The following is a 22,722-nucleotide window of genomic DNA, read 5'->3' as shown; positions in this document are numbered from 1 at the left end:
GACCTCCCGCCCATCGACCAGGAGAGCGCGATGACGATCCGGCGGGTGAGCGATGTCGAGGAGTATGTGCTCGCGCAGCTCCGAGGCGGCTCGTTTCTGGCCGTGGTCAACCACGAAGGCCGGTATTCCGTATGGCCGCGGAACAGGGAACTGCCTGCCGGATGGCGGCAGGAGGGCCCGGCCGGCACCGAGGAGGAGTGCCTCGCGCGCATCGAGCGGATCTGGACCGACCTGCGGCCGGCCGCCGTCCGGCGCAGGCTGTCCACGGCCGGGGCGGAGGATGCGGGATGATCAGCGGCGATGTTCTGGACACCGACGACGTACTGGACGCCTCGGTCGGCCAACGGCTGCTGGGCCTGTGGGAGCACTACCGGGGTGCCGACACCCCCCTGAACGTGCCGGTCTTCTACCGCCTGCGCGGCCCGCTGGACTCCGGCGCCCTGCAGGCGGCGCTCGACGGGCTCGTCGTACGCCACGAGGCCCTGCGAACCCGCTACCAGATCTCCCGCCGCCGGCTCACCCGGCGTCCCGCCCCGCCCGCGCCGGTACGGCTGCAGCGCCGCCTGGCCCCCGAGGAGCCCGGGCTCCTCGACACGGAGCTGCGTGAACATGCCCGCACCCGGCTCGACCTGTCCGTCTCTCCGCTGGCGGCGACCCTGTGGCAGCGCGCGGACGACGACGCCCTGCTGCTCCTCAATATCCACCACCTCTCCACCGACGGCTGGTCCGGCGGCGTACTCTCCCGTGAACTCGGCGAGTTGTACCAGCCCGGGGGAGGATCGGCGCCCGTGCCGGAGCCGACCGCCTGGCAGTACTCGGACTTCTGCGCCTGGCAGGAGAAACGGCTCTCCGGTGAACGGCTCGCCCAGCACCAGGCGTTCTGGCGCGAGCGGCTGGCGGGCACCCCGGCGCCCACGCTGCCCGGCGCCCCCGCCCACCGCACGGCCGCCGGCCAGCTGCCGGGGACCGCCCACTTCCGGCTCGACAAGGACGCCGCGGCCGGGCTCGACGCGCTGTGCCGCAGCCGTCGCGTCACCCTCTTCACGGCCGCGCTCGCGGTCTTCGCCGCCGTCCTGCACACCCAGACCGGCGACCGCGACTTCGGCTTCGCCTCCATGTTCGCCAACCGGGCCCGCCCCGAACTGGCCGGCACTGTCGGCTTCCTGGCCAACCTCCTGGTGCTGCGGCTGCGGATGTCCGAGCGGCCCGCCTTCGACGAGATCCTCGACGCCGCCCAGGACATGGTCTTCGACGCGCTCATGCACCAGGAGGTGCCGTACCACCTGGTGCCGCAGAACGCCGGGGAGCGGGCCGCGGGTCTGGAGAACATCCTGTTCCAGGTCGCCGCCGGGCCGGAGTACCAACTGGCGCTGGAGGGGCTGGAGGTGACGCAGGTGCCGCCGCCAGGCGGCATCGGCAGCCGGTTCGATCTGGAGTTCGCACTCATGCCCGGGACGGCGGACGTCGACGGGGTGGTCTGGTTCGACCGGCGCCGGTTCTCCACGGAATGGGTCGAAAAACTCGTACGCGACTACACCGCGATGGTGCGCGGAGTAACTGCCGATCCGTCCCGCCCGGTCACGGAACACCTTGCCGTCCAACCGCGCACCACACACGGATGAACACCTCTCCGCGGTGTGCAACTTGCACACTGGTTCCCCATCGGAGCCGAAGCTAGATTCGTCATCGCCCACCCGGAATCGGTGCACAGGGGAGGTGTGACGGCATGGACATCAACTCCGCGATCAACTCCATCAACTCCTGAATTTCCCGCTGCTGACTCGAGAACCGAGTAAGAGCAGGAAAAGCAAGAAAAAGCCCACTGGGTGCGGACCGATGAGATCCGCACCCAGTGGCCGTTCAGAAAGGGAATGCGAAATGTCGCGGACTCCTTTTCTTCCGCTGACGTACGGCCAACTGTCGGTGTGGAGGTCGATCGAACATCTCACCGAGGACCGGCAGCACAACGCCAACCTGCTCTGGAGCTGGGAACTTCCCAACGGGCACACCACCGAGGACGTGAACCGCGCCCTCTCCCGACTGGCCGAACGCCACGCCTCGTTGCGCACCTGCTACGTACGCTCGGGCCCCCGGGGAATCGAGCAGGTGGTCCGCCCGGCCACCGGCGTCCCGGCGGAGCAGGCGGAACTCCCCGAAGCGAGCGGGTCCGACGCGGAGAGCGTCCGGCTCGACGAACTCGGCGCACACCTATCCGGCCTCCGCTTCGACATCGGCCGCGACGCCCCCTGGCGCCCCCTGATCGTCACCCGGCGCAGCCGACCGGTCCGCCTCCTCCTCTGCATCCACCACCTCGCTGCCGACGGCGCCGCCATCGACCTGCTGCGCACCGAACTGGACGCCCTGCTCGCGGGCAAGGACCTGGGCTCACCCGCCCCCGACTGCGCTGGCCTGGCCCGTGAACAGTGCTCGGACCTGTGGGCCGCCCGCACCGCCTCGGCCGTGGCCCACTGGCGACGCGCTGCCGAGGCCGCGCCCCCCGCACTGCCGGATACCCGGACCCCGGCCCCCCTGCACTGGGGCACCCTTCGCTCCCACCCCGCCGCCCATGCCGTCCGCGCTCTCGCCGCTACCGCCCGTGTCTCGGAACACACCGCGGTACTCACCGTCTTCCTCCGGACGCTCGCCGAGACGACCGGGGAACGCCGGATCCTGCTCGGTCTCATCGCGGGCAACCGGGTGGACGGGCGCAGTCGACGCCTGGTCAGCTCGCTGGACCAACTGACCCCGTTGTTCGCCGAACTCGACCCGGACGAGACCTTCACCGACTGCGCCCAGCGCCTGCACTGGGAGTCGATCAGGGCCTACCGCAACGCGGCATTCGACGTGGACGCCCTGGACGGGATCCGCCGCGCGTACGGGTACGACGCGACGGGCCGCGGCTTCCGCTACTTCTTCAACTACATGGAGGACATGGGGACAGGCGGAGAGAAGGGTGAGGCGGATGCCCTCCAGGCCTCCCCGGACGACTGGTCGATCACGACCGGCGCCGAGGGCCGAGACAACGGCTTCCCCTTCTACTTCCGGGTCGGCCGCTCCCACGAACTGTGGTGCACCTTGCGGGACTCGACCGGGACGGGCGACGAGACGGGAGAAGCAGACCCGCGCGATCCGCTCGTGGAGCGGACGCGGGCCTTCCTGACCTCCTTTCACACTAACCTGCTGGACCTGGTCTCCGGTCACGCCGACGGGGGACAGGCTGGCCCGGTGATGACCTCTGACGAAGTCACGCGGCATTGGCATTGGCCAACTCTTAAGGAGCTCCCATGACACCGAGGGACGAACGCCTCGACGACCTGCTGCGAGCCGTGCTGCCCGCCGGGCTCCCCGAGGGCCCGCTCGACCCGGACCTCGATCTGCTCAATGCGGGCCTCACTTCGATGGCCATCATGGAACTGCTGGTCAGGATCGAGGACACCTACGGACAGCCGATGCCGGACCACTTGCTGCGCTCGGGCACCTTCGCCACCCCCGCCACCGTCTGGGAGGCAGTGCTCACGTCAGGAGCCGCGCCCGGGCGAGGAAGACCATGAGTTGATCGTGTGGCACCGGTACGAAGGAATGCAGCTACGGGACGACTACCACCAAGGCCAACACGCCTATGTCGAATCGAGCGGGTCTATCACTATTCAGCCTCTTCCAATCGAGCGTCATTGCCCGGCTGGGGGCGGACATGAAGATGCGCCATGGCACCGCAGCGGGCAGAACGGGATCTGGAGTGGGGTCTGTACGGTGATCGGCAGAGCCACCCTCACCGTGAAGCACGGGGCCCGATGGCTTCTGCTGTGAGATGTCTGGTGAGAGGACCTCTGTCCCTCGCGGCTTGAGGTCGGGCGGGTAGCCCTTTGCGCGGAGCCAGGTGTCGAGGGCGAGAGCGACGATGTCTCCGTGCGGTACGCCGGTGTCGGCGTTGTAGCGGCGGATCCGACGCTGGAGCTGGAGGACTTCGGGGACGGCGTGGTTGAACTGTCCGCGTTTGGTGTGCCGGTTTCTGATGACGTCCAGGGTGTCCGGGTGCGGCGTGAGAACGTCATCGGTCTGCTGGGGCTCGGCGTCGAGCGCGTCGGCGATTTCACGTAGTCGGCGGGCGTAGACGGAGTGATCAGGCACGCGAGCTGCTCCGGTCGGTCCGGATAGGCCGATAGCTATCCGCCTATTGGGCTATTGGAATAGTCGGCACAGGGCAGCCGCCCCCTTGCGTGAGGGGGGCCGCCCTGTGCCTTGCGGTCGGGTCAGAACCCGCGGGTGGTGAGCCACTGGTCCAGTGCAACCGAGACGATGTCGCCGCTGGGCAGGTGGTCGAGTTCGTTGTCCAGCGCGAAGCGCTTGATCCGCTTCTTCAGCTTCAGCGCCGCGGGGACCGACGGGTCGAGACTCTCGCGCGCGATGATGCGCTGGTTGAGAACGACGGCGGTCTCAGGAATGTCCTTGGGACGGCCGGATCCCTGAGCCCACGGTGTTCCTTCGCTGGGCGCTGCCTGCGATTGCGCATCCTGTTCCTGGTGAGCCCATGGAACATCGGTCCTCACCGGGAACCCGTTGCCACCTGCCGCCGGAGAATCTGCAGGGCGAAGCGCCACCTCGGCGCCCCGGGCTGCGCCAGGAGCCGCGGACGTCCCGTGCTGCACAACGGGTGCGGCTGGCTGCGTGGGCTGGATGGCAGGTGCTGCGGGCTCGGCAGCCGGGAGAACAGGCGGTAGCTGCCACTCCATCGGCTGACCGGGGGATTCCGCCCCGCCTCGGTGGCGGCGACGGCCGGGCGAACTGGCTGACTGGCGGCCGGCTCCGGGACGGGGCCGCTCGGTGCCTCAGCAGTCGGCGTGGCGGACTTCTCGCTCATGCCTGAGTCAGCTCCTTCATCAGGTTGGCGTACTCGCTCAGTTCGGTGGGGATCTCGCTGAAGGCCTCCATGTAGTGGACCCAGGAGTGGATGGTGGTGTCGGCGAGCGGGAAGGCCTCGTCGCGGTCCGGGCCGATGCCCTCGCCCTTAACGGGGTCGAGGAGTTGGTCCTTCGCGCGGCCGGGCAGGCTGGTGCGGTCGTCGGCCTTGACCATCACGACGTGGGAGGTGACGCCGTGTTCGTTGCGGGCGGCGGCGCGCTCGGCCTCGTCGAAGGTGGCCACTAGCTTGCGGCGCTCGATCTTGGTGGGGGCGACCGGGACGAGCAGCAGGTTCGCCTCGGTAACAGCCTCGTGGAAGATGCGGGCACTGCCGCCGCCGGCGTCGACCACGATCGCGCCGAACTCGGCGCGCTTGGCACGGATGTACTCGGCGATGTCGTCGAACGGGTACCGCTCGACCACCAGGTTGGTGGGGATGTCGAAGCCGGCGGCCTGGGCGCCCTTGAACCAGTCGTAGGCGGACTGGCTGGTGGCGTCGGCGTCCAAGAGCAGGGTGGGCAGGTTGAGGACGACGGCGTGGTAGAGGGCGATGAACCAGGCGGAGGTGGTCTTGCCGGTGCCGCCCTTGAGCATGCCGACGACGATGACGAAGGCGTCCCAGGCGCTCATGGTGGCCGCGGCCAGGGTCTTGGGGCGGGTGTTCTCGTTCACGTGTGCTTGATCTCCAGAGTAGAAACGAGGTGTGCGCTGACGGTGGTGGTGCGGCGGGCGCCGACCGTCTGGGACGGACTGGGCGTCAGGCTGACCGCGGTGGTGCCCGGGCCAGGCACCTCCATCTGGGATGGCAACCGTGCGCGGGGTGGATGGCCTGTCTGAGCGCGCACGCGGCCTCGCAGCGGGCCTTCACGGCTGTTTCCTCGACTGTTGGGCGGGGCCGTGACGGTGCTGTGGTCGCATCGGGGTCCTGGCCTCGCGCAGGAGCCGGTAGACCGTGGCGACGGAGAAGTTGCACGCTTTCGCCAGGTCCGGGACCGAAGCGTCGGCCTCGTACTGCTTCCGCAGCCAGAGCGCGAGCTTCTGCCGCTTGGCCTTCGACGGCGCGGAGCGGATCGCGCGTGTTTGTTGTGTGGTGCGTACCTCTGCACCGGCCTCGACGAGAAGGCGTCGCGTGGCTGGTTTCGACTTGCCTGCTTTGCGGGCCAGTTCGTCGAGGGTTGCGCCGTGCTCTTCGTAGAGGACACGCAGCCGGGCCGCCAGACGAGCGCGGGCTTGGGGGTCCTCGCGGAGCCTGCGGGTCTGCCACGATGTCCGCATTACTGTCCCGGCCTCGTGCAGCCGGTTCAGCAGCGTGCCGTAGGGCAGGCCACTGGCGTCCACGAGTTCCTGGACCGTGGCACCGGCCTCGTACTGTTCACGCAGCTCCTGGAGGCTGGGCGGTTCGCTGTCGGGTTCGGTCGGTGGGGAGGGTGGGTTCATGCGGTGGACTCCCATTCGCTGAGGGCTTGGGTGTGGGCAGCGGCCAGCTCGTCGTAACTGCGCTGGTCGGCGGGGGTGATGAGGATCAGCCGGCCGTCCGTCGCCACCCGCCAGCCGTCAGCCGCCCGGCCGGTCACCGGATCGAGGACGCGCCCGTCCGGGGCGTGCCACGCCGGCGGGATCTCGTCGGGGCGCGGCACTGGGACCAGGACCTGGCGGCCGTCGCGGAGGAGCACCACAGCCCTGCTGCGATGTTCGGCAAACCGGTCCACGGCCTCGCGGTAGGCAGCACGCTCGATCGTGTGCCGAGCCTTCCGCCGGGCGGCGACGCCCCTGGTTCCGTGTTGCTCGGCGACCTCGTCCCAGCCCTGTGCCGGAGCGACGGTGTGGCCGGTGTCGCCGTCCGAAAGGCTGATGCCGTAGCCCTCCAGGGCACGAGGCGTCAGGGCCCAGGTCTCCCCGGTGTGGTGCACGAGACCGTGGTCGACGAGGCGTTGCAGGGTGCGGTAGGTGCTGGCGCGGGAGACCGAGGAGGTGCCGACGAGTTCGCCGACCGTCTGGTCCTGGCGTGCGTGGAGGGCGCTGATGATCACGAGGGCGGCGCTGCCGAGGCCGTGATGGGCGAAGGCGTCGTGGCCCATCAGACGGCCGAGGACGGTGGAGTCGATGTCCGGCGCCGTACCGGTCTCAGGGGTGGTCCACTCCTCAAGTGCCGATTCGGGGGGGAACTGAGTGGTACGGGAACGAGACAACACAGCGAGCGCCACAGGTCGGCGAGGGGTGCCGATGGCGAGGTACCAGGTGGAGCCCTCCCGGCCGTGCCCCACGCGCAGGCGGCGTAGCCAGCCGTGGGGTTTGAGGACGGTCTCGTAGACGGCCCGCAGGGTCGTGCTGGAGATTCCGGCTTCCTCGGCGGTCTGCCGCTCGCTGGCGTGGTGCAGAGGCCCGCCCGCGGTCTCCGCGAAGTTCAGGTGCGCCCGCAGAACCCGCAGCGCGGTCCGGCCCCGCTCCCCGCGCCACGGTGTGGTCTCGATTCGGTCCCGCAGGGCGGCCAGGAGTTCGTACACGTGGTCCCGGGAACCGAGCGCCATAGTGGTGCTGACGGTCTGGACGGCGTTGGTCCAGACCCTGCGGATGTAATCCAGGGCGCGGGTCTGTCCGGAGCGCAGCGCGATGCCGCGAGCGTGTCGTCCGCCCTCGTGCTCGGGGTGCAGCAGCAGCCGTATCAACTGGCCGAGGCTGCCGCCGGCGCGGGCGACATGGCAGGCGATTGCCGCGGTGATCCGGTGACCGTGCTCCGCCGGCGCCCTGGCGGTCTGCGCGGAGGGACACGGTCCGCCCGTCGGCGGCCAGTCTGCTGTAACTGCCGGTGGCGTAGCGGCCGGTGAGGTCGCCGAGCAGGACCAGGTCGGCGGCGGGCTTGGGGAGGGAGGCGAGTTCCTGCAACGTGGTGTGGCTGCCTGTGGTTGCCTCTGGTGGGGAGAAAACCGGACGTGAAGCCGACGAGGAGTAGTGCGGGTGGGCTGTGGGGTGTGGCATTCTGGGGTCGTCCCAAGGACATGGACGCCACCAAGGCCCGCTAAAACCAGTGGTGGTGTCCGGAACCGACCTCCAATCGGTGCCGGCGAAGCCTCCAGGATTGCCGTCCTGGGGGCTTTCGTGCGCTCTGGCACCTGTCGGAGGCAGGCGTCCCCATCGCGGCTCGACCGGAGACGACCGAGAGGCCTGTCAGAGTTGCCACCCTGGATCCGTACCGGTCAACACCGAGTGCTCAAAGGGCAGTTGGGGAGGCTGATGCCTCTGACTGCCTCTGAGCGACCCGGGTCGAACCGGGGTCGAATCAGAGCGGTTTCCTCTGACTGCCTCCGATCGCCTCTGCAACCCGTCCTAGCAGGTCACAGCCTCATCGCCCCCACATGAGCGCAGGTCAGAAAGTTGCGCTAGCTGTACCACTGGTTCCTGGCGAATGCCGTGGTGTGCGGCATGGCGTTCGGCTCCCGTCGTTGGGTCGTGGCGCCATCGTCGGGAAGCGCGTCTCGGCGCCGCAACACGGCTTCCGCCCCACGGAAGCCCTGATACGGAAGCCCCGCTGCGTTCTGCGTTCTGCGATCTGCTTCGGCGGCCGGCCGCCGCTACTTCGCCGGTCGGCCGCCGCTCTCCGGTTGCTCCAGGTGGGTGGCGAGGACCGCGGCCTGGACGCGGCGCTGGACGCCGAGCTTGGCGAGGAGGCGGGAGATGTGGTTCTTGACGGTCTTCTCGGAGAGGTAGAGCTTCCTGCCGATCTCACGGTTGGTGAGGCCGTCGCCGATCAACGCGAGGATGTCCCGCTCGCGGGGCGAGAGGCCCGCCAGTTCGGGCGGCACGGACGGGGTCTCGGCGGGGTCGGCGCGCAGGGAGCGCATGAGGCGGGCCGTGGTCGCGGGGTCCAGCATCGACTGGCCCGAGGCGACCGTGCGGACCGCCGAGACCAGGTCGGAGCCCTTGATCTGCTTGAGGACGTAGCCGGACGCCCCGGCCATGATCGCGTCCAGCAGGGCGTCCTCGTCGTCGAAGGAGGTGAGCATGAGGCAGGCCAGGCCGGGCATCTGGTCGCGCAGTTCCCGGCAGACCGTGATGCCGTCGCCGTCGGGCAGCCGGACGTCCAGGACGGCGACGTGCGGGCGCAGGGCGGGGCCGCGGGCGAGGGCGTGCTGGACGGTGCCGGCGTCACCGACGACCGCGATGTCGGGTTCCGCTTCGAGGAGGTCGGTGATGCCGCGCCGGACGACCTCGTGGTCGTCCAGCAGGAACACGCGGATCGGGTCCTGCTCCGAGAAGGTGCGTGACTCCGACATCATGACGTCCCCTTGTCCCCGGCTGTCCCGGACCGTGGGCAGACCGCGGGCTGCGGGCCGCCCACGACGATCATCGTCCGCGGGGGCCGTTCGCACTAGGGCCGACCGGCCCCCACTTGCGTCAGACGCTCGCGCCCGCGCCGTACGGGGCGTACAGGTCCAGCAGCCGTTTGCGGGCCGCGCGCAGGCGGTGTGCGAGGACCTGGCCCACCCACTGGCTGACCGCGTTGCCCAGCGCCGGGTCCTCCTGGCACAGGGCCAGTACGGTCGCGGCGTCGAACTCGTAGGCGCGTACGGGGGTGGTGGCCTCGGCGCCCAGGTGCCAGACGGGGGGTGCGAACAGCCAGGACCAGCCGATGAGCTCGTTGTGGCCGAGGCTCTCTATGACGGCCGCACGGCGGCCCGGGACGTGCATGTCGAGGTCGACACGGCCGGTCCGGACGATCCAGAACCGGTCGGCGTGACCGCCTTCCTCGAAGATCCGCGTTCCCTGCGGGAAGGAGACCTCACGGGCGTGGCACATCAGCTGCCGCTGCCGCTCGGCGGACAGCACGCGCGGCATGCTGAGGGTCGACGGGGTGTTCATGGCCTGCCTCCCGGAGTGGGACGGGACGAGAAGGGGCGGGGCGTGGGTACGCGCTGCCACTGCCAGCGTGCGGTGCCGGGGCCGGGCCCGCCATGGGCCGAGCGGTCCCCTCGGCCCGGGACCTTCGGTACGGCCGTGGCCCCGGACGGCCGTACCCCACGGAGCCCGCGCAGCCCGCGGAGCCCGCGCAGCCCGCGGAGCCCGCGCAGCCCGCGGAGCCCGCGGAGCCATCAGTGGCCCTCGCGCTACCGCCCCGGCTGTGCCGCCTGCCACGCGCGGTACGCCGTCACGGCCGTGGGGAGGGTCGGGAAGATGCGGTCGTGGCCGACCGCGTCCGCGAGGCCGTACGCCTCCAGGCTGTCCAGCAGATCCTGTTTCACCCGGGCCAGGGCGAACTCGACGTCGCGCGCGATCAGTTCGCGGCGCAGGGCGTCGACCGCGTCGAGAGCGGTGATGTCGACCTCGACGTTCGCCTCCATGTTGAGGACGAACCAGCGGACGGGCGCGGTCTGCTGGTCGACGGCGGCCAGGGCCCGGCGGTGGAAGTTCTCGGCGTTGGCGAAGAACAGGGGCGAGTCGTAGCGGTAGACCAGGAGCCCGGGGATCGTGCGGGCGGTGGGGTAGTCGTCGATGTCGTGCATGCCGGCCACGCCGGGCACCAGGCCCTCGACCGCGTCGTGCGGGCGGGCCACCCGGGTCAGCAGTTCGGCCACCGACAGGCCGACGGCGACCAGCACGCCGTACAGGATGTCCAGGGCGAGGACCCCGGCCAGGCAGCCGAGTGCGAGGAGCAGTTCGCGGCGGCGGAAGGCGGCCAGGCGGCGGAAGCCGGCGAGGTCCGTCATCCGGGTCGCCGCGTAGACGACCAGGGCGCCGAGCACCGCGGCGGGCGTCCGGGTGAGCAGGGGGCTCAGGAAGAGCAGGACCGCGAGGACCAGGGCACCGGCGACCAGGGAGTACGCCTGGCTGCGGGCCCCCGCCGAGGTGGCCAGGGCGGTGCGGCTGGCGCTGCTGCTGACCGGGAAGCCGTGCAGGGCGCTCGCGCCGAGGTTGGCCGCGCCGAGGGCCAGGAACTCCTGGTCGGCGTCGAGCCCTGGCCCCCCGTCGGGACCGCGGTCGGCGAACGCGCGGGCGGTGAGGATGAAGTCCGTGTACGCCACCAGGAGGACCCCGATGGCGGGGAGCACCAGGCGTGGCAGCTCGGTCGGGTCGGGCACGGCGAGGCCGGGCAGACCCGCGGGGACCGTGCCGATGACCCTGATGCCGTAACGGTCGTCGAGGTCGAACGCCACCACCGCCGCCGTGCCCAGGACCACGGTCAGCAGCGGGCCGGGGAGCACCGGGAAGCAGCGCGTGACGACGAGAAGGAAGAGCAGCGCAGCCGCCGAGAAGACCACGGTCGGCGCATGGGCTTCGCCCAGACGGGTGAGGAACGACCAGAGCTGGGGGAAGAACTCGGTTCCGGTCCCCGGCACCCCGGTGAGTTTGGGCAGCTGGTCCACGACCATGATCAGGGCGACGCCGGCCAGGTAGCCGATCAGGACGGGGCGGGAGAGCAGGTCCGCCAGGAAACCGAGGCGGACGGCGCGCGCGATCAGACAGAGCAGGCCGACCGTGGCGGCGAGGCCGGCCGCCAGTACGGCGTACCGGTCGGGGTCGCCGGTGGCCAGCGGGGCGACCACCGTGGCCGTCATCAGGGCGGTCGTCGACTCGGGGCCGACCGACAGCAGCCGCGAGGAGCCGAACACCGTGTACAGGGCCAGGGCGGGCAGGATCGCCCACAGCCCGGCGACCGGGGGCAGCCCGGCCACCCCGGCGTACGCCATCACCTGCGGCACCAGGTACGCGGCGACGGTCACCCCGGCCAGCAGGTCGCCCTTCAGCCAGGCGCGCCGGTAGCCGAGCAGCGAGACGAGTCCGGGCACGAGCCGGTGCCACGCCGGGGGCCCGCCGCTGCTGCCGTGGGTCATGCCTCGCCTTCCGTCAGGTGAGCCCAGAATCCGCCGGTCCGCGCCGCGCCGCGACGCACACGCCGTGTACATGTTCAACAGGGCACACGGTCGGGGCCGTTCGGCCCAACGGGTACCGACCTTCGGCATCCGGCGTGCCCGCGCCCGCCCCGCCAGGGTGGAGGCGTCAGGAACCGTCCGCGCCGTCCCCGGCTCCCCGAAGGGATCGCCGCCATGGCAGTGCCCGCGCACCCGCCCCCGCACCGGGACCGTCGAGAGGGCCGCCCGGTCGTGGTCGAGGTGACCTGCCGCCGCTCAGAGGCTCGCCGTGTGGTCGGGGACGTAGGTCTGCAGATCCCTGGGCGGGCGTTCGTAACCGGTCGACGGCGGTCGCTTCGGGAGCTTGAGCACCGGCGGCGGCACGTCGTGGTACGGCACGGTCGACAGCAGGTGGGCCATCATGTTCAGCCGGGCCCGGCGCTTGTCGTCGCTCTCCACCACGTACCAGGGCGCGTCGGCGACGTCCGTGTGGACCAGCATCTCGTCCTTCGCCCGGGAGTAGGCCTCCCAGTGGGTGATCGACTCCAGGTCCATCGGCGAGAGCTTCCAGCGCCTGAGCGGATCTTCGAGGCGCTTGCGGAACCGGTCCTGCTGCTCGGTGTCGCTCACCGAGAACCAGTACTTGCGCAGCAGGATCCCGGACTCCACCAGCATCCGCTCGAAGATCGGGCAGTGCCGCAGGAAGAGCTGGTACTCGTCCTTCGTGCAGAAGCCCATCACCCGTTCGACGCCGGCCCGGTTGTACCAGGACCGGTCGAACAGCACGATCTCCCCGGCCGCCGGGAGATGCTCCGCGTACCGCTGGAAGTACCACTGGGTGCGCTCGCGCTCGGTGGGCTTCGGCAGCGCCGCGATCCGGGCGATCCGCGGATTGAGGTGTTCGGTCACCCGTTTGATCGTCCCGCCTTTGCCGGCCGCGTCCCGTCCCTCGAAGATCACTACTAGACGTGCACCCGTGGCCCGCACCCACTCCTGAAGCTTCACCAACTCGGTCTGCAACCGCAGCAGTTCCGCCTCGTACACCTTGCGCGGCAGCTCAGCCGCCTGCTCGCCGGCCATGCCGCCTCCACCGCCCGATGACCTATCCATGGAGCCATCCGATGTCCAAGGTCGAACACCAGGACGCCACCGTACTGTCCGACGACGAGCTGCGCACCCTGGACGCGCACTGGCGTGCCGCCAACTACCTCGCGGCGGGCCAGATCTACCTGATGTCCAACCCGCTGCTCACCGAGCCCCTGCGGCCCGAGCACATCAAGCCCCGGCTGCTCGGCCACTGGGGCACCTCGCCGGGCCTCAACCTCGTGTACACCCACCTCAACCGGGTGATCAGGGCGCGCGGTCTGGACGCGCTGTGCGTATGGGGGCCGGGGCACGGCGGACCGTCCGTCCTGGCCAACTCCTGGCTGGAGGGCAGCTACAGCGAGACCTACCCGGACGTGTCCCGTGACGCGGAGGGCATGGAGCGGCTGTTCCGGCAGTTCTCCTTCCCCGGCGGGGTGCCCAGCCACGTGGCCCCCGAGACCCCCGGCTCCGTCCACGAGGGCGGCGAGCTCGGCTACTCCCTCTCCCACGCCTACGGCGCCGCCCTCGACCACCCCGACCTGCTGGTGGCCTGCGTGATCGGCGACGGCGAGGCGGAGACCGGGCCGCTGGCCGCCTCCTGGCACTCGAACAAGTTCCTCGACCCGGTGCACGACGGGGCCGTCCTGCCGATCCTGCACCTCAACGGCTACAAGATCGCCAACCCGACCGTCCTGGCCCGCCTGCCCGAGGCCGAACTCGACTCGCTGCTGCGCGGCTACGGCCACGAACCGATCCATGTCACGGGCGACGACCCGCACGAGGTCCACCGGGCCATGGCCGCCGCACTGGACGACGCGCTGGACCGGATCGCCGTCATGCAGCGCACGGCACGCCAGGAGGGGGTCACCGAGCGCGTGCACTGGCCGGTGATCGTGCTGCGTACGCCAAAGGGCTGGACCGGCCCGGCGACGGTGGACGGCGAGCCCGTCGAGGGCACCTGGCGGGCCCACCAGGTGCCGCTGGCCGGCGTCCGCGAGAACCCCGAGCACCTGCGGCAGCTGGAGGCCTGGCTGCGGTCGTACCGGCCCGAGGAGCTGTTCGGCGCCGACGGCCGGCCCGCCGCCGACGTGCTCGCCTGCGTCCCCGACGGCGCGCAGCGGCTGGGCGCGACCCCGTACGCCAACGGCGGCCTCCTCGTCCGCGACCTGCCCATCGCCGACCTCGACGACTTCGCCGTCCCCGTCGACAAGCCCGGCACCACCCTGCACGAACCCACCCGCGTCCTCGGCGACCTGCTGGAACAGGTCATGCGGGACACGGGCGCCGCCCGGAACTTCCGCCTGGTCGGCCCCGACGAGACCGCCTCCAACCGGCTCCAGGCCGTCTACGCCGCCAGCGGCAAGGCCTGGCAGGCCGAGCGGCTGCCGGTCGACGAACACCTCGACCGGCACGGCCGCGTGATGGAGATCCTCTCCGAACACACCTGCCAGGGCTGGCTGGAGGGCTATCTCCTCACCGGCCGGCACGGACTGTTCTCCTGCTACGAGGCGTTCGTGCACATCGTCGACTCGATGGTCAACCAGCACATCAAGTGGCTCAAGACGTCGCGGGAGTTGCCCTGGCGGGCGCCCATCGCCTCCCTCAACTACCTGCTCACGTCCCATGTCTGGCGCCAGGACCACAACGGCTTCTCGCACCAGGACCCCGGCTTCGTCGACCACGTCCTCAACAAGAGCCCCGAGGTCGTCCGCGTCTACCTCCCGCCGGACGCCAACACCCTGCTCTCGGTGGCGGACCACGCACTGCGCAGCCGCGACTACGTCAACGTGATCGTGGCCGGCAAGCAGCCCTGCTTCGACTGGCTCTCCATGGACCAGGCCCGCGAGCACTGCGCGCGCGGCGCCGGGATCTGGGAGTGGGCCGGCACGGAGAACGGCTCCCGGGAGCCCGACGCCGTCCTCGCCTGCGCCGGTGACGTGCCCACCCAGGAGGTGCTCGCTGCCGCCCAGCTGCTCCGCCGGCACCTGCCGGAACTGGCCGTGCGGGTGGTGAACGTCGTCGACATGACCCGGCTGCTCCCGAAGGACGAACACCCGCACGGCATGACCGACTTCGAGTACGACGGCCTGTTCACCGCCGACCGGCCGGTGATCTTCGCCTACCACGGCTATCCCTGGCTCATCCACCGCCTCGCCTACCGCCGCACCGGCCACGAGCACCTGCACGTGCGCGGCTACAAGGAGTCCGGCACCACGACCACGCCGTTCGACATGGTCGTCCGCAACGACCTGGACCGCTACCGGCTGGTCATGGACGTCATCGACCGGGTCCCCGGCCTCGCCGTCCGCGCCGCCGCCGTACGCCAGCAGATGGCCGACGTCCGCACCCGCCACCAGGCCTGGATCCGCGCCCACGGCACCGACCTGCCCGAGGTCGCCGACTGGACCTGGAACGGCTAGGCGACCGCCCCGGAGGTGCTTTGGGCGGCGAGGGCCTCGGGGAGGTCCGGGTACAGGTCGAAGGCGTCGGCCAGTCCCGTGCGGCGCAGCAGCCGGGGGACGTCGTCGGCCGGTGCGACCAGCCGCAGTCTGCCGGTGCGGTACCGGACCCGGTTGCGGGCCCGGCACAGGAGGCCGAGGCCGGAGCAGTCGATGAAGGGGACGGGGCTCAGGTCGATCACCAGATCGGGCTCCGCACCGGACGTCAGGTCGTCGAGGGCGGCGGAGAGTGCCGCAACCGCCAGCAGGTCGAGGTCGCCGTGCAGGGTGACGACGGTGGCGCCCTCGTCGGTGCGGGTCGTGCGGTACGTCGCGGACCTCGTGTGGTTGTCGCCCATGGAACGAGCGAAGTCCAGTGGGCGGGTCGCGCGGAAGGGCCGTTCGGTCCCCTCGGCCCCCGGCGGCAGGCCCGAACGGCCCAAGCGGACCCGGCCGGGCCGGGTACAGGCTGGTTCCGCGGGCGGCACCGGCGGCGTCGTACGTGTGGACGCCGTCGTGAGAGAGCCGAAAGTGCCGAAGAGCCGAGAGTGCCGAGAGTGCCGAGAGAGCTGAAGGGCGAGACGGACGATGTATGCCAACGACGGATTCCGTGAACTCGACCGGCCGGAGTGCCTGCGGCGGCTCGCCGGGGTGCCGGTCGGCCGTATCGTCCACACGCGCGGGGCGCTGCCGGCCGTGCTGCCCGTCAACTTCGGCCTGGACCGCGACGGAGCGGTGGTCCTGCGCACGTCGGAGGCCTCGGAGCTGGTGCGGGCCGTCGACGGGTCGGTCGTCGCGTTCGAGGCCGACGAGGTCGACGCCGTCGCGCAGGCCGGCTGGAGCGTCGTCGTGACCGGCCGCGCGACCGTGGTCGGCGACCCCGTCGAACACGAGCGGCTCGTCCGCGACGGTCCCAGGTCCTGGGTGCCCTCCCCGCGCGAGGTCTTCGTCCGCATCGAGCCGGAACTGGTCACCGGACGCGAACTGACCGGCGGTCGCACCCTGTACGGCCTGGATCCCGTCTCCTGACCTCGCGGTACTCCCGTCGGCACCGGAACCGACTTCCCCGATCCAGATGCCCGACGCCGCGGGCGCCCACTACCGTGGGCTTTGACCGGACCTGCCGGTGTACGGGTCGACAGGATCGGGAGGAGTGCGGTGGAGAGCCATGAGGCGGCCCGGGTACGGTTGCCGCAGCTCAGGCTGGACGACCTGCTGGAGGAGCTGCAGGCCCGGCTGGACGCGGCGCGCGGCACCCGGGACCGTGTGCACAGTCTGCTGGAGGCGGTCCTCTCGGTCGGCCGGGAGCTGGACCTGGAGCAGGCCCTGCGCAGCATCGTGGAGGCGGCGGCCGTGCTGGTCGACGCCGAGTACGGGGCCCTCGGCGTGATCGGGCCGGACGGCAGGCGGCTGTCGGCGTTCCACACGGTCGGCGTCACCGAGGCGGAGATCGCCCGGATCGGCCCCTTCCCGGAGGGCCACGGAATCCTCGGCGAGCTGATCCGCCACCCCGAGCCGCTGCGCCTGACCAAGCTCTCCGAGCATCCGGCCTCGTACGGCTTCCCGCCGAACCACCCGCCGATGAACACCTTCCTCGGGGTGCCGATCCGCGTCCGCGACCAGGTCTTCGGCAACCTCTACCTCACCGAGAAGCGGGGCGGCGGCCAGTTCGACGAGGAGGACGTGTCGGTGACGTCGACGCTGGCCGTGGCGGCCGGCGTCGCGATCGACAACGCCCGGCTGTACGAGGAGTCACGGCTGCGCGAGCGCTGGCTGCGGGCGAGCGCGGAGATCAGCCACAGCCTGATGTCCGGCAGCGCGAGCGCCGAGGCCCTCGGGCTGATCGCCGAGCAGGCCAGGGAGATCACCGGCTCTGCGCTGGCCGCGGTCGCGACGCCGATGACGGACACCGACTCGCTCACCGTGGAGATCGCCGTCGGCATGGACGCGGACGACCACCGGGGGCTCGTGCTGGGCGTGGACCGGACCCTGATGGGCCTGGCGTTCTCCCGGGGCGCGGCGGTGACCAGCCTGGACGTCAACCGGGACGAGCGGGTCTCGCCCGAGCCGCCGCGCTTCGCCGGGCTCGGCCCGGCGATGGCGATCCCCATCGGCACGGGCGGCGCGGGGGCGCGGGGCGTGGTGCTGCTGGCCCGCGAGACGGGACAGCCGCCGTTCACCGCGGCGGAGACCGAGCCCCTCCAGGTCTTCGCCGCCCAGGCCGCCATCGCGATGGAGCTGGCGGAGCGGCGGCGGGACGCCGAGGAGATCGCGGTGCTCAAGGACCGCGACCGGATCGCCCGGGACCTGCACGACCTGGCGATCCAGCGGCTGTTCGCCACCGGGATGACCCTGCAGAGCGCCGGGCGCTTCATCGAGCACTCGGAGGCCTCCGAGCGGGTGCTGCGGGCCGTGGACGACCTGGACGAGACCATCAAGATCATCAGGTCGACCATCTTCGGGCTGCGGACCCGGGAGGACGGTGCCGGCACCGGGCTGCGGGCCCGCGCCGTGCGGGTGGTCGGCGAGGCGGCCCCGGCGCTCGGGTTCGCGCCGAGCGTGCGGATGGAGGGGCTCATCGACACGGACGTGCCCAAGGAGATCGCCGACCACGCGGTCGCCGTCCTGTCCGAGGCCCTGACCAACGTGGCCCGGCACGCGCACGCCGGCCGTGCGGAGGTCGCCCTGGCGACCGACGGCCGGGAGCTGGTCGTCACCGTCAGGGACGACGGCGTCGGCATCCCGCCCGACGGCCGCCGCAGCGGGCTGCGCAACATGGCCGAGCGGGCGGCGGAACTCGGCGGCCGGCTGGAGTGGGAGTGCCCCGCGGGTGCCGAGGGCGGCGGTACGACCCTGGTGTGGCGGGTGCCGGTGTCCCGGCCGTAGCGCCGGCCGCCCGAGCCGTCGCGCCGCCCGGTCACGTGAAGGCCGGGAGGGGGGACGGGACCGTTCGGACTATGCCCTCGGGGCGAGGATGGCCGATTCTGGGAGTGTCGGACCACGGCAGCCGGACTCCGGAGGTGGCCATGACCGGCTCACCACACGTTGTGAGCGACGTGATGACCCGCACCGTCCTCGCCCTGCGCCATGGCGCGGCCTTCAAGGACATCGTGCAGGCGATGCAGCAGTGGCACGTCAGCGCGGCGCCCGTCCTCGACGACGACGGGCATGTCGTCGGCGTCGTCTCGGAGGCCGACCTGCTGCGCAGGGAACAGGCCCGCGGCGGCGACCCCGGCCCCCGGCCCGCGCCGCCCGGCCGCGGCAAGGCGACGGCGGTCACCGCGGAGGAGCTGATGACCGTCCCGGCGGTCACCGTCCACCCCGGGGCCGCGCTGCCGGAGGCCGCGCGCACGATGGCCCGGCACGGCGTCAAACGGCTTCCGGTGGTCGACGCGGACGGCCTGCTGCAGGGCGTCGTGAGCCGTGCCGACCTGCTGAAGGTGTTCCTGCGGGACGACGAGGACATCGCCGAGGAGATCCGGCACGACATCGTCCCGCACCTCTTCCCCGACGCGGCCGAACCGGTGCGCGTGCGGGTCCGCGACGGCGTCGTCACCCTCACCGGGCGCGTCCCGGACACCGCGCTGGTCCCGGTGGCCGTGGGGTGGGTGCGGGGCGTCGACGGCGTGGTCGCCGTGGACTGCGCGCTCGCGGGTCCGCCCCGCCGCCCGGACCTCGACCCCGACCTGCCCGAGGTGCGGCACGCTCCACCGGCCTGAGCCGGGCCGCCCGCGGCGGCACGGCGGCCCCGGCCGGGGGCACCGACTGGGGTCACCGGCCGCCGGCGGCCTCCTGCGCGATCTGCTCGAACCGGGCGCCCATCGCCTCGGACAGCGCCTGCGCGGCCGACAGCGGACGCACCATCACCGTGAACTCGTCGATCCTCCCGTCCTCGTCGAAGTGCAGGAAGTCGCAGCCCTGGAGCCGCTTGCCGGCGACCGTTGCCGTGAACACGAAGGCGTGGTCGCGGCCGTCCGGGTTCGCGATCTCGCGTACGTAGGTGAAGTCCTCGAACACCTGCCACACCGCACGCAGGATCGCGGCCGTGATCGGCTTGCCCGGATACGGCTTGAAGGCGACCGGGCTGGTGAAGACGACGTCGTCGGCCAGCAGAGCGGCCACGGCATCCATGTCGCCGCTCTCGACGGCCTTGCGGAAGGGGTGTACGGGGTGCACGGAAGGCATGGGTCCACCTCACCTAGTCAAAAAATTGAGTAGGTGGATGCTAGCGTGCTCCCATGGCTCTGCGGAATGCGCTGATGGCCGCCCTCCTGGAGGGAGAGGCCTCCGGCTACGACCTCGCGAAGGGATTCGACGCGACGGTCGCCAACTTCTGGACGGCGACGCCCCAGCAGCTCTACCGCGAACTGGAGCGCATGGAGGCGGACGGACTGGTCGCCGCCCGTGTCGTCGAGCAGGAACGCAGGCCCAACAAACGGCTGTTCTCACTGACGGACGCCGGCCACGAGGCGGTGCGCGCCTACACGGCCGCGCCCCCCGGCCGGCCCGCGGTGGTCCGCGACGAGCTGCTGGTCAAGGTGCAGTGCGCGGACGTCGGTGACATCGACGCGGTCCGGACGGCCGTCGCCGAGCGCATGGAGTGGGCCACTGCCAAGCTCGCCCGCTACGAGCGGATCCGGCAGCGTCTCCTCGCCGGCCGGTCCGAGGAGGCGTACTTCGCCGAGACGGACCGCATCGGGCCGTACCTCACCCTGCTGCGCGGGATGTCCTTCGAGCGGGAGAACCTCCAGTGGGGGGACCTGGCCCTGCGCAGACTCGAACAGCGGGCGGCCGTTCATAGTGAACAAAGTGAGTAGGCGCCGAGGTGGGGTGCCCGCCGTGGCGGACACCCCGTGGCCGGCGGCGGGTCAGCAGGTGGCGACCCCCGGCAGCCAGGCCGGGCCCTTGAGGTAGATGTTCGTCATCCACGCGCCGTTGGTCAGCTTGGACCAGGCGTCGTTGGTGTACCCCTCGGCGGTGACCGTCTGGGCGTGCGCCTGGCAGACCACGTTGACCGTCGTCGGCTGCGGGAAGTAGTCGACGACACCGGCGTTCACGTTCGGCTCGCTGTGCGTGCGCACGCCCGTGCCCCAGGTCTGGAACGCGGTGCTGCCCCCGCTCGGCGGCGGCGGGTTGTCGCCGCCGCAGTCCGGGATGCCGGGCAGCTCGGCCGGGCCCTTGATGTAGATGTTCGTCATCCAGGAGCCGTCGGCGAGCTTGGCCCAGATGTCGTTGGTGTAGCCCTCGGCGCTCACCTCCTCCGCGTGCTCCTGGCACTGGACGGAGATCTGCGTGGGACCGGCGAAGGTGTCGACCACCGAGGCGTGCACGCTGGGCGTGGAGTGCGTGTGCACCCCTGTGCCCCAGGTCTGGAACGTCGAACCGCCGTTCGCCGGCGGGGGTACCGGTGTGCCGGTCGGGTTGATGCGGATCGCGCCCGCGTAGTCGCCGCCGGTGCGGACCGGGGTCACCCGGATGTGGGTGCCCGACTCGTACGCCTCGACCATCTGCCCCGCGCCCAGGTACATCGCGACGTGGTGGACGTACCCGCTGCCCCAGAACATCAGGTCACCGGGGACCAGCGGAGCCGTGCCCTGGCCCGCCGAGAAGCGGGCCGAGGCCTGCGGGCTGTGGAACTGGTCGTCGGCCGTGCCGTTGAGCAGGTCCCGGCCGGTCGCCCGGTAGTACGCGTACCGCATCAGGCCCGAACAGTCGAAACCCATGCGCTCGTTGTCGTGCAGGCTGTCCGGGTCGGAGCCGTCGTAGTAGCCGTACGTGGCACCGGGCGTGGCGCCGTGGCCGCCGCCCCAGCTGTACCAGACGCCGATCTGGGAGCAGGCCGCCTGCACGGCGGCCTGCGCGGTGGCCGAGGCGCCGGAGGCCAGCACCCCGCACGAGGTGTCCTGGGCGGCGGCGTGCGCGGTGACGGGCAGCAGCGGGGCCGTGGCCAGAGCCGCGACCACCGTGAGCGTCCTGGCGGACGTGATGAGGTTCAAGGTGTGCATCCTTCGTCGACGTGGAGCCGGGTGCGGGGGTCGGGCGGATCCACCGGATGCCGCGCCCCACCCCCGTCGGGGCGCGGCACCCGGAGTTCAGCCGGCCAGCGCGGCGCGCATCTTCGCCAGCGCCCGCATCCGGTTGCGCTGGACGGTGCCGCGATGCGTGCCGAGCCGTTCCCCGGCCGTGTCGTGGGTGAGTCCCTCCAGGTCGACGAGGATCACCGCGGCGGCCTCCTTCGGCGAGAGCATGCTCAGCAGCGCGAGGGCGGTGGCCGAGGCCTCGTAGGTGCCGAATCCGCCGTCCCAGCCGGCCTCGGGCAGGCGGTCCGTGGTGCGCTCCCGCCGGGAGGGGTGCAGCCAGGAGTCGCGCAGCAGGTTCAGCGCGACCGTGCAGGCGTAGGCGTACGGGTACTGCTGGGGCGTCAGGTTCCGGGCGCGGGCCCGCCGGGAGAGCCGCAGATACGTCTCCTGGAGGAGGTCGTCGGCGTCGTGCGGATTGCCGGTCAGGGCCAGCAGCCGCCTGCGCAGTCTCGGCATGTCGGCGGTGAAGGAGGCGTCGAACTCTCCCGGGCTCACGGACTCGCCGACGCCGTCCACCTCGTCGCGCGGGTCCTGCGTACACGTACCGCCGTGGCTTTCCATGGTCGTCCCCCGTTGGTCGTCTGGTCGTCGGTGGTGCGAGAGGGGTCAGGTCCCGCCGGTCACGCGGTCCTGACGGGTGCGGCGGCGGGCCCGTAGCGGGCGGCCGGCGCCCCGCTCAGCAGGGCCCAGTACCGGTCGCCGTAGGACCAGTGCCACCACTCCGTGGGGTAGTTGACGAAGCCGGCCGTGGTCAGCGCCCGGCCCATCAGCACCCGGTTGGCACGCGCCTCGGCGCCCACGTTCGGTGCCCCGGTACGGCAGGCACCCGCGCTCTCCTCCGGGGTGGCGTTGACCTCCGTGCCCAGCGCCAGTTCGGTGCCGTCGGCGGTGCACAGGGTCAGGTCCACCGCCCCGCCGCTCACGTGCGGGGCCACCTCCGGCGGCGAGATGTAGGCGCTGGCCAGCTCGCGGATCCGGTCCGGGCCGGCGTCGGGGTGGGCCGCGCGCAGCGTCGCCGCGTACTGCTCGAAGTAGCGGCGTTGCAGGTCGGGCGGGCGGTACCCCTCGACCACCAGGAAGCGGAGCCCGGCGGGCAGCAGCGACTGCGCCTGGAGCAGCCTGCGCAGTGCCCCGAGGCGCAGGTGCGCGTAGCTGCCGTCGGCGTCGGCCTGCCGGAGGTCGATCCGCAGGTCGGAAGTGTCCCGCAGATCGACCAGCGGTTCACCGCACTCCTGCTCGGTGACCTCGGCGACCCGGGAGTCGGAGAGCGTGATGATGTCCGTCACGAGGAACAGCGTGCCCGGGGCCGCTGCAATTGCTCTGCAGCTTCCCTGCAAGCGCGTCACCAGGCCTTCTACAGCGACGATCCGGCCC

General features: G+C 71.5%; 24 protein-coding genes. 9 read left to right on the top strand and 15 right to left on the bottom strand.

Annotation, left to right across the window (positions count from 1 at the left end):
- Positions 1 to 30 precede the first annotated feature (30 nt).
- The 4 genes from AB0D74_RS03390 (at position 31) to AB0D74_RS03375 (ending at position 3,551) form a co-directional block, all read left to right on the top strand.
- Complete coding sequence (locus AB0D74_RS03390) at positions 31 to 291, top strand: MbtH family NRPS accessory protein (RefSeq protein WP_362580174.1); 261 nt, start codon at positions 31 to 33, stop codon at positions 289 to 291.
- Complete coding sequence (locus AB0D74_RS03385; RefSeq protein WP_362580009.1) at positions 288 to 1,622, top strand: condensation domain-containing protein; 1,335 nt, start codon at positions 288 to 290, stop codon at positions 1,620 to 1,622. The genes AB0D74_RS03390 and AB0D74_RS03385 overlap by 4 nt, the downstream gene beginning before the upstream one ends.
- 256 nt (positions 1,623 to 1,878) lie before the next feature.
- Positions 1,879 to 3,288: a condensation domain-containing protein gene (locus AB0D74_RS03380; protein ID WP_362580006.1), complete on the top strand. Its 1,410-nt coding sequence runs from the start codon at positions 1,879 to 1,881 to the stop codon at positions 3,286 to 3,288.
- Complete coding sequence (locus tag AB0D74_RS03375) at positions 3,285 to 3,551, top strand: acyl carrier protein (protein WP_362580003.1); 267 nt, start codon at positions 3,285 to 3,287, stop codon at positions 3,549 to 3,551. The genes AB0D74_RS03380 and AB0D74_RS03375 overlap by 4 nt, the downstream gene beginning before the upstream one ends.
- 34 nt (positions 3,552 to 3,585) lie before the next feature.
- Here the strand turns inward: AB0D74_RS03375 and AB0D74_RS03370 are convergent, their stop codons facing one another.
- The 10 genes from AB0D74_RS03370 to ppk2 form a co-directional block, all read right to left on the bottom strand.
- Positions 3,586 to 4,128 (bottom strand): hypothetical protein, encoded by a 543-nt coding sequence (locus AB0D74_RS03370; RefSeq protein WP_362580000.1) that lies wholly within the window; start codon positions 4,126 to 4,128, stop codon positions 3,586 to 3,588.
- A gap of 122 nt (positions 4,129 to 4,250) precedes the next feature.
- Positions 4,251 to 4,547 carry a hypothetical protein gene (locus tag AB0D74_RS03365; RefSeq protein WP_362579998.1) on the bottom strand — a complete coding sequence of 99 codons (297 nt, stop codon included), beginning with the start codon at positions 4,545 to 4,547 and terminating at the stop codon, positions 4,251 to 4,253.
- Positions 4,548 to 4,854: 307 nt separating this feature from the next.
- On the bottom strand, positions 4,855 to 5,571 hold the full coding sequence (locus AB0D74_RS03360) for a ParA family protein (protein ID WP_362579995.1): 717 nt from the start codon (positions 5,569 to 5,571) through the stop codon (positions 4,855 to 4,857).
- Positions 5,568 to 5,696 carry a hypothetical protein gene (locus AB0D74_RS03355; protein ID WP_362579992.1) on the bottom strand — a complete coding sequence of 43 codons (129 nt, stop codon included), beginning with the start codon at positions 5,694 to 5,696 and terminating at the stop codon, positions 5,568 to 5,570. Before AB0D74_RS03355 ends, AB0D74_RS03360 begins: the two co-directional genes overlap by 4 nt.
- Before the next feature lie 67 nt (positions 5,697 to 5,763).
- Complete coding sequence (locus AB0D74_RS03350; RefSeq protein ID WP_362579989.1) at positions 5,764 to 6,336, bottom strand: helix-turn-helix domain containing protein; 573 nt, start codon at positions 6,334 to 6,336, stop codon at positions 5,764 to 5,766.
- On the bottom strand, positions 6,333 to 7,565 hold the full coding sequence (locus AB0D74_RS03345; protein WP_362579986.1) for a MarR family winged helix-turn-helix transcriptional regulator: 1,233 nt from the start codon (positions 7,563 to 7,565) through the stop codon (positions 6,333 to 6,335). Before AB0D74_RS03345 ends, AB0D74_RS03350 begins: the two co-directional genes overlap by 4 nt.
- A 903-nt stretch (positions 7,566 to 8,468) precedes the next feature.
- Entirely contained in the window at positions 8,469 to 9,170 is a 702-nt protein-coding gene (locus tag AB0D74_RS03340) for a response regulator transcription factor (protein ID WP_362580173.1), read from the bottom strand.
- A 121-nt stretch (positions 9,171 to 9,291) separates the two neighbouring features.
- Positions 9,292 to 9,756, bottom strand: coding sequence for a cyclic nucleotide-binding domain-containing protein (locus AB0D74_RS03335; RefSeq protein WP_362579982.1), 465 nt, complete (start codon positions 9,754 to 9,756; stop codon positions 9,292 to 9,294).
- A 245-nt stretch (positions 9,757 to 10,001) separates the two neighbouring features.
- Positions 10,002 to 11,726, bottom strand: coding sequence for a sulfate permease (gene sulP, locus AB0D74_RS03330; RefSeq protein WP_362579980.1), 1,725 nt, complete (start codon positions 11,724 to 11,726; stop codon positions 10,002 to 10,004).
- 294 nt (positions 11,727 to 12,020) lie between these two features.
- On the bottom strand, positions 12,021 to 12,824 hold the full coding sequence (gene ppk2 / locus AB0D74_RS03325) for a polyphosphate kinase 2 (protein ID WP_362579977.1): 804 nt from the start codon (positions 12,822 to 12,824) through the stop codon (positions 12,021 to 12,023).
- A 41-nt stretch (positions 12,825 to 12,865) separates the two neighbouring features.
- On the opposite strand from ppk2, the gene AB0D74_RS03320 reads away from it, so the two are divergent.
- Positions 12,866 to 15,250, top strand: coding sequence for a phosphoketolase family protein (locus AB0D74_RS03320; RefSeq protein WP_362579974.1), 2,385 nt, complete (start codon positions 12,866 to 12,868; stop codon positions 15,248 to 15,250).
- Here the strand turns inward: AB0D74_RS03320 and AB0D74_RS03315 are convergent.
- Positions 15,247 to 15,627 (bottom strand): STAS domain-containing protein, encoded by a 381-nt coding sequence (locus AB0D74_RS03315; protein ID WP_362579972.1) that lies wholly within the window; start codon positions 15,625 to 15,627, stop codon positions 15,247 to 15,249. The genes AB0D74_RS03320 and AB0D74_RS03315 overlap by 4 nt on opposite strands.
- A 229-nt stretch (positions 15,628 to 15,856) precedes the next feature.
- Here AB0D74_RS03315 and AB0D74_RS03310 point away from each other — a divergent pair, with 229 nt between their 5' ends.
- From AB0D74_RS03310 to AB0D74_RS03300, 3 genes are all read left to right on the top strand, one after another.
- Positions 15,857 to 16,297, top strand: a complete 441-nt coding sequence (locus AB0D74_RS03310) for a pyridoxamine 5'-phosphate oxidase family protein (protein WP_362579970.1) — start codon at positions 15,857 to 15,859, stop codon at positions 16,295 to 16,297.
- A 129-nt stretch (positions 16,298 to 16,426) separates the two neighbouring features.
- Positions 16,427 to 18,154, top strand: a complete 1,728-nt coding sequence (locus AB0D74_RS03305; RefSeq protein ID WP_362579968.1) for a GAF domain-containing sensor histidine kinase — start codon at positions 16,427 to 16,429, stop codon at positions 18,152 to 18,154.
- A 140-nt stretch (positions 18,155 to 18,294) separates the two neighbouring features.
- Positions 18,295 to 18,987 carry a CBS domain-containing protein gene (locus AB0D74_RS03300; protein WP_362579966.1) on the top strand — a complete coding sequence of 231 codons (693 nt, stop codon included), beginning with the start codon at positions 18,295 to 18,297 and terminating at the stop codon, positions 18,985 to 18,987.
- A gap of 52 nt (positions 18,988 to 19,039) precedes the next feature.
- Here AB0D74_RS03300 and AB0D74_RS03295 read toward each other — a convergent pair whose 3' ends face one another.
- The gene (locus AB0D74_RS03295) at positions 19,040 to 19,453 is read right to left on the bottom strand and encodes a nuclear transport factor 2 family protein (RefSeq protein ID WP_362579964.1); all 414 of its coding nucleotides are present in this window, start codon (positions 19,451 to 19,453) and stop codon (positions 19,040 to 19,042) included.
- A gap of 53 nt (positions 19,454 to 19,506) precedes the next feature.
- Between AB0D74_RS03295 and AB0D74_RS03290 the strand changes: the two genes are divergently transcribed.
- Positions 19,507 to 20,085 carry a PadR family transcriptional regulator gene (locus AB0D74_RS03290; protein ID WP_362579962.1) on the top strand — a complete coding sequence of 193 codons (579 nt, stop codon included), beginning with the start codon at positions 19,507 to 19,509 and terminating at the stop codon, positions 20,083 to 20,085.
- 51 nt (positions 20,086 to 20,136) lie between these two features.
- Here the strand turns inward: AB0D74_RS03290 and AB0D74_RS03285 are convergent, their stop codons facing one another.
- The 3 genes from AB0D74_RS03285 to AB0D74_RS03275 all read right to left on the bottom strand — a co-directional run bounded on the left by AB0D74_RS03285 (position 20,137) and on the right by AB0D74_RS03275 (position 22,634).
- The gene (locus AB0D74_RS03285) at positions 20,137 to 21,219 is read right to left on the bottom strand and encodes an NlpC/P60 family protein (protein WP_362580172.1); all 1,083 of its coding nucleotides are present in this window, start codon (positions 21,217 to 21,219) and stop codon (positions 20,137 to 20,139) included.
- 141 nt (positions 21,220 to 21,360) lie between these two features.
- Entirely contained in the window at positions 21,361 to 21,909 is a 549-nt protein-coding gene (locus AB0D74_RS03280) for a sigma-70 family RNA polymerase sigma factor (RefSeq protein WP_362579960.1), read from the bottom strand.
- Between the two features lie 59 nt (positions 21,910 to 21,968).
- Positions 21,969 to 22,634: a M15 family metallopeptidase gene (locus AB0D74_RS03275; RefSeq protein WP_362579958.1), complete on the bottom strand. Its 666-nt coding sequence runs from the start codon at positions 22,632 to 22,634 to the stop codon at positions 21,969 to 21,971.
- Positions 22,635 to 22,722: the final 88 nt, after the last annotated feature.

The sequence above is a fragment of the Streptomyces sp. NPDC048278 genome (genome assembly GCF_040652195.1).
Taxonomy (GTDB): domain Bacteria; phylum Actinomycetota; class Actinomycetes; order Streptomycetales; family Streptomycetaceae; genus Streptomyces.
The sequence above is the reverse complement of the archived record's forward strand: the minus strand, read 5'-3'. Positions and strand labels throughout refer to the sequence as shown.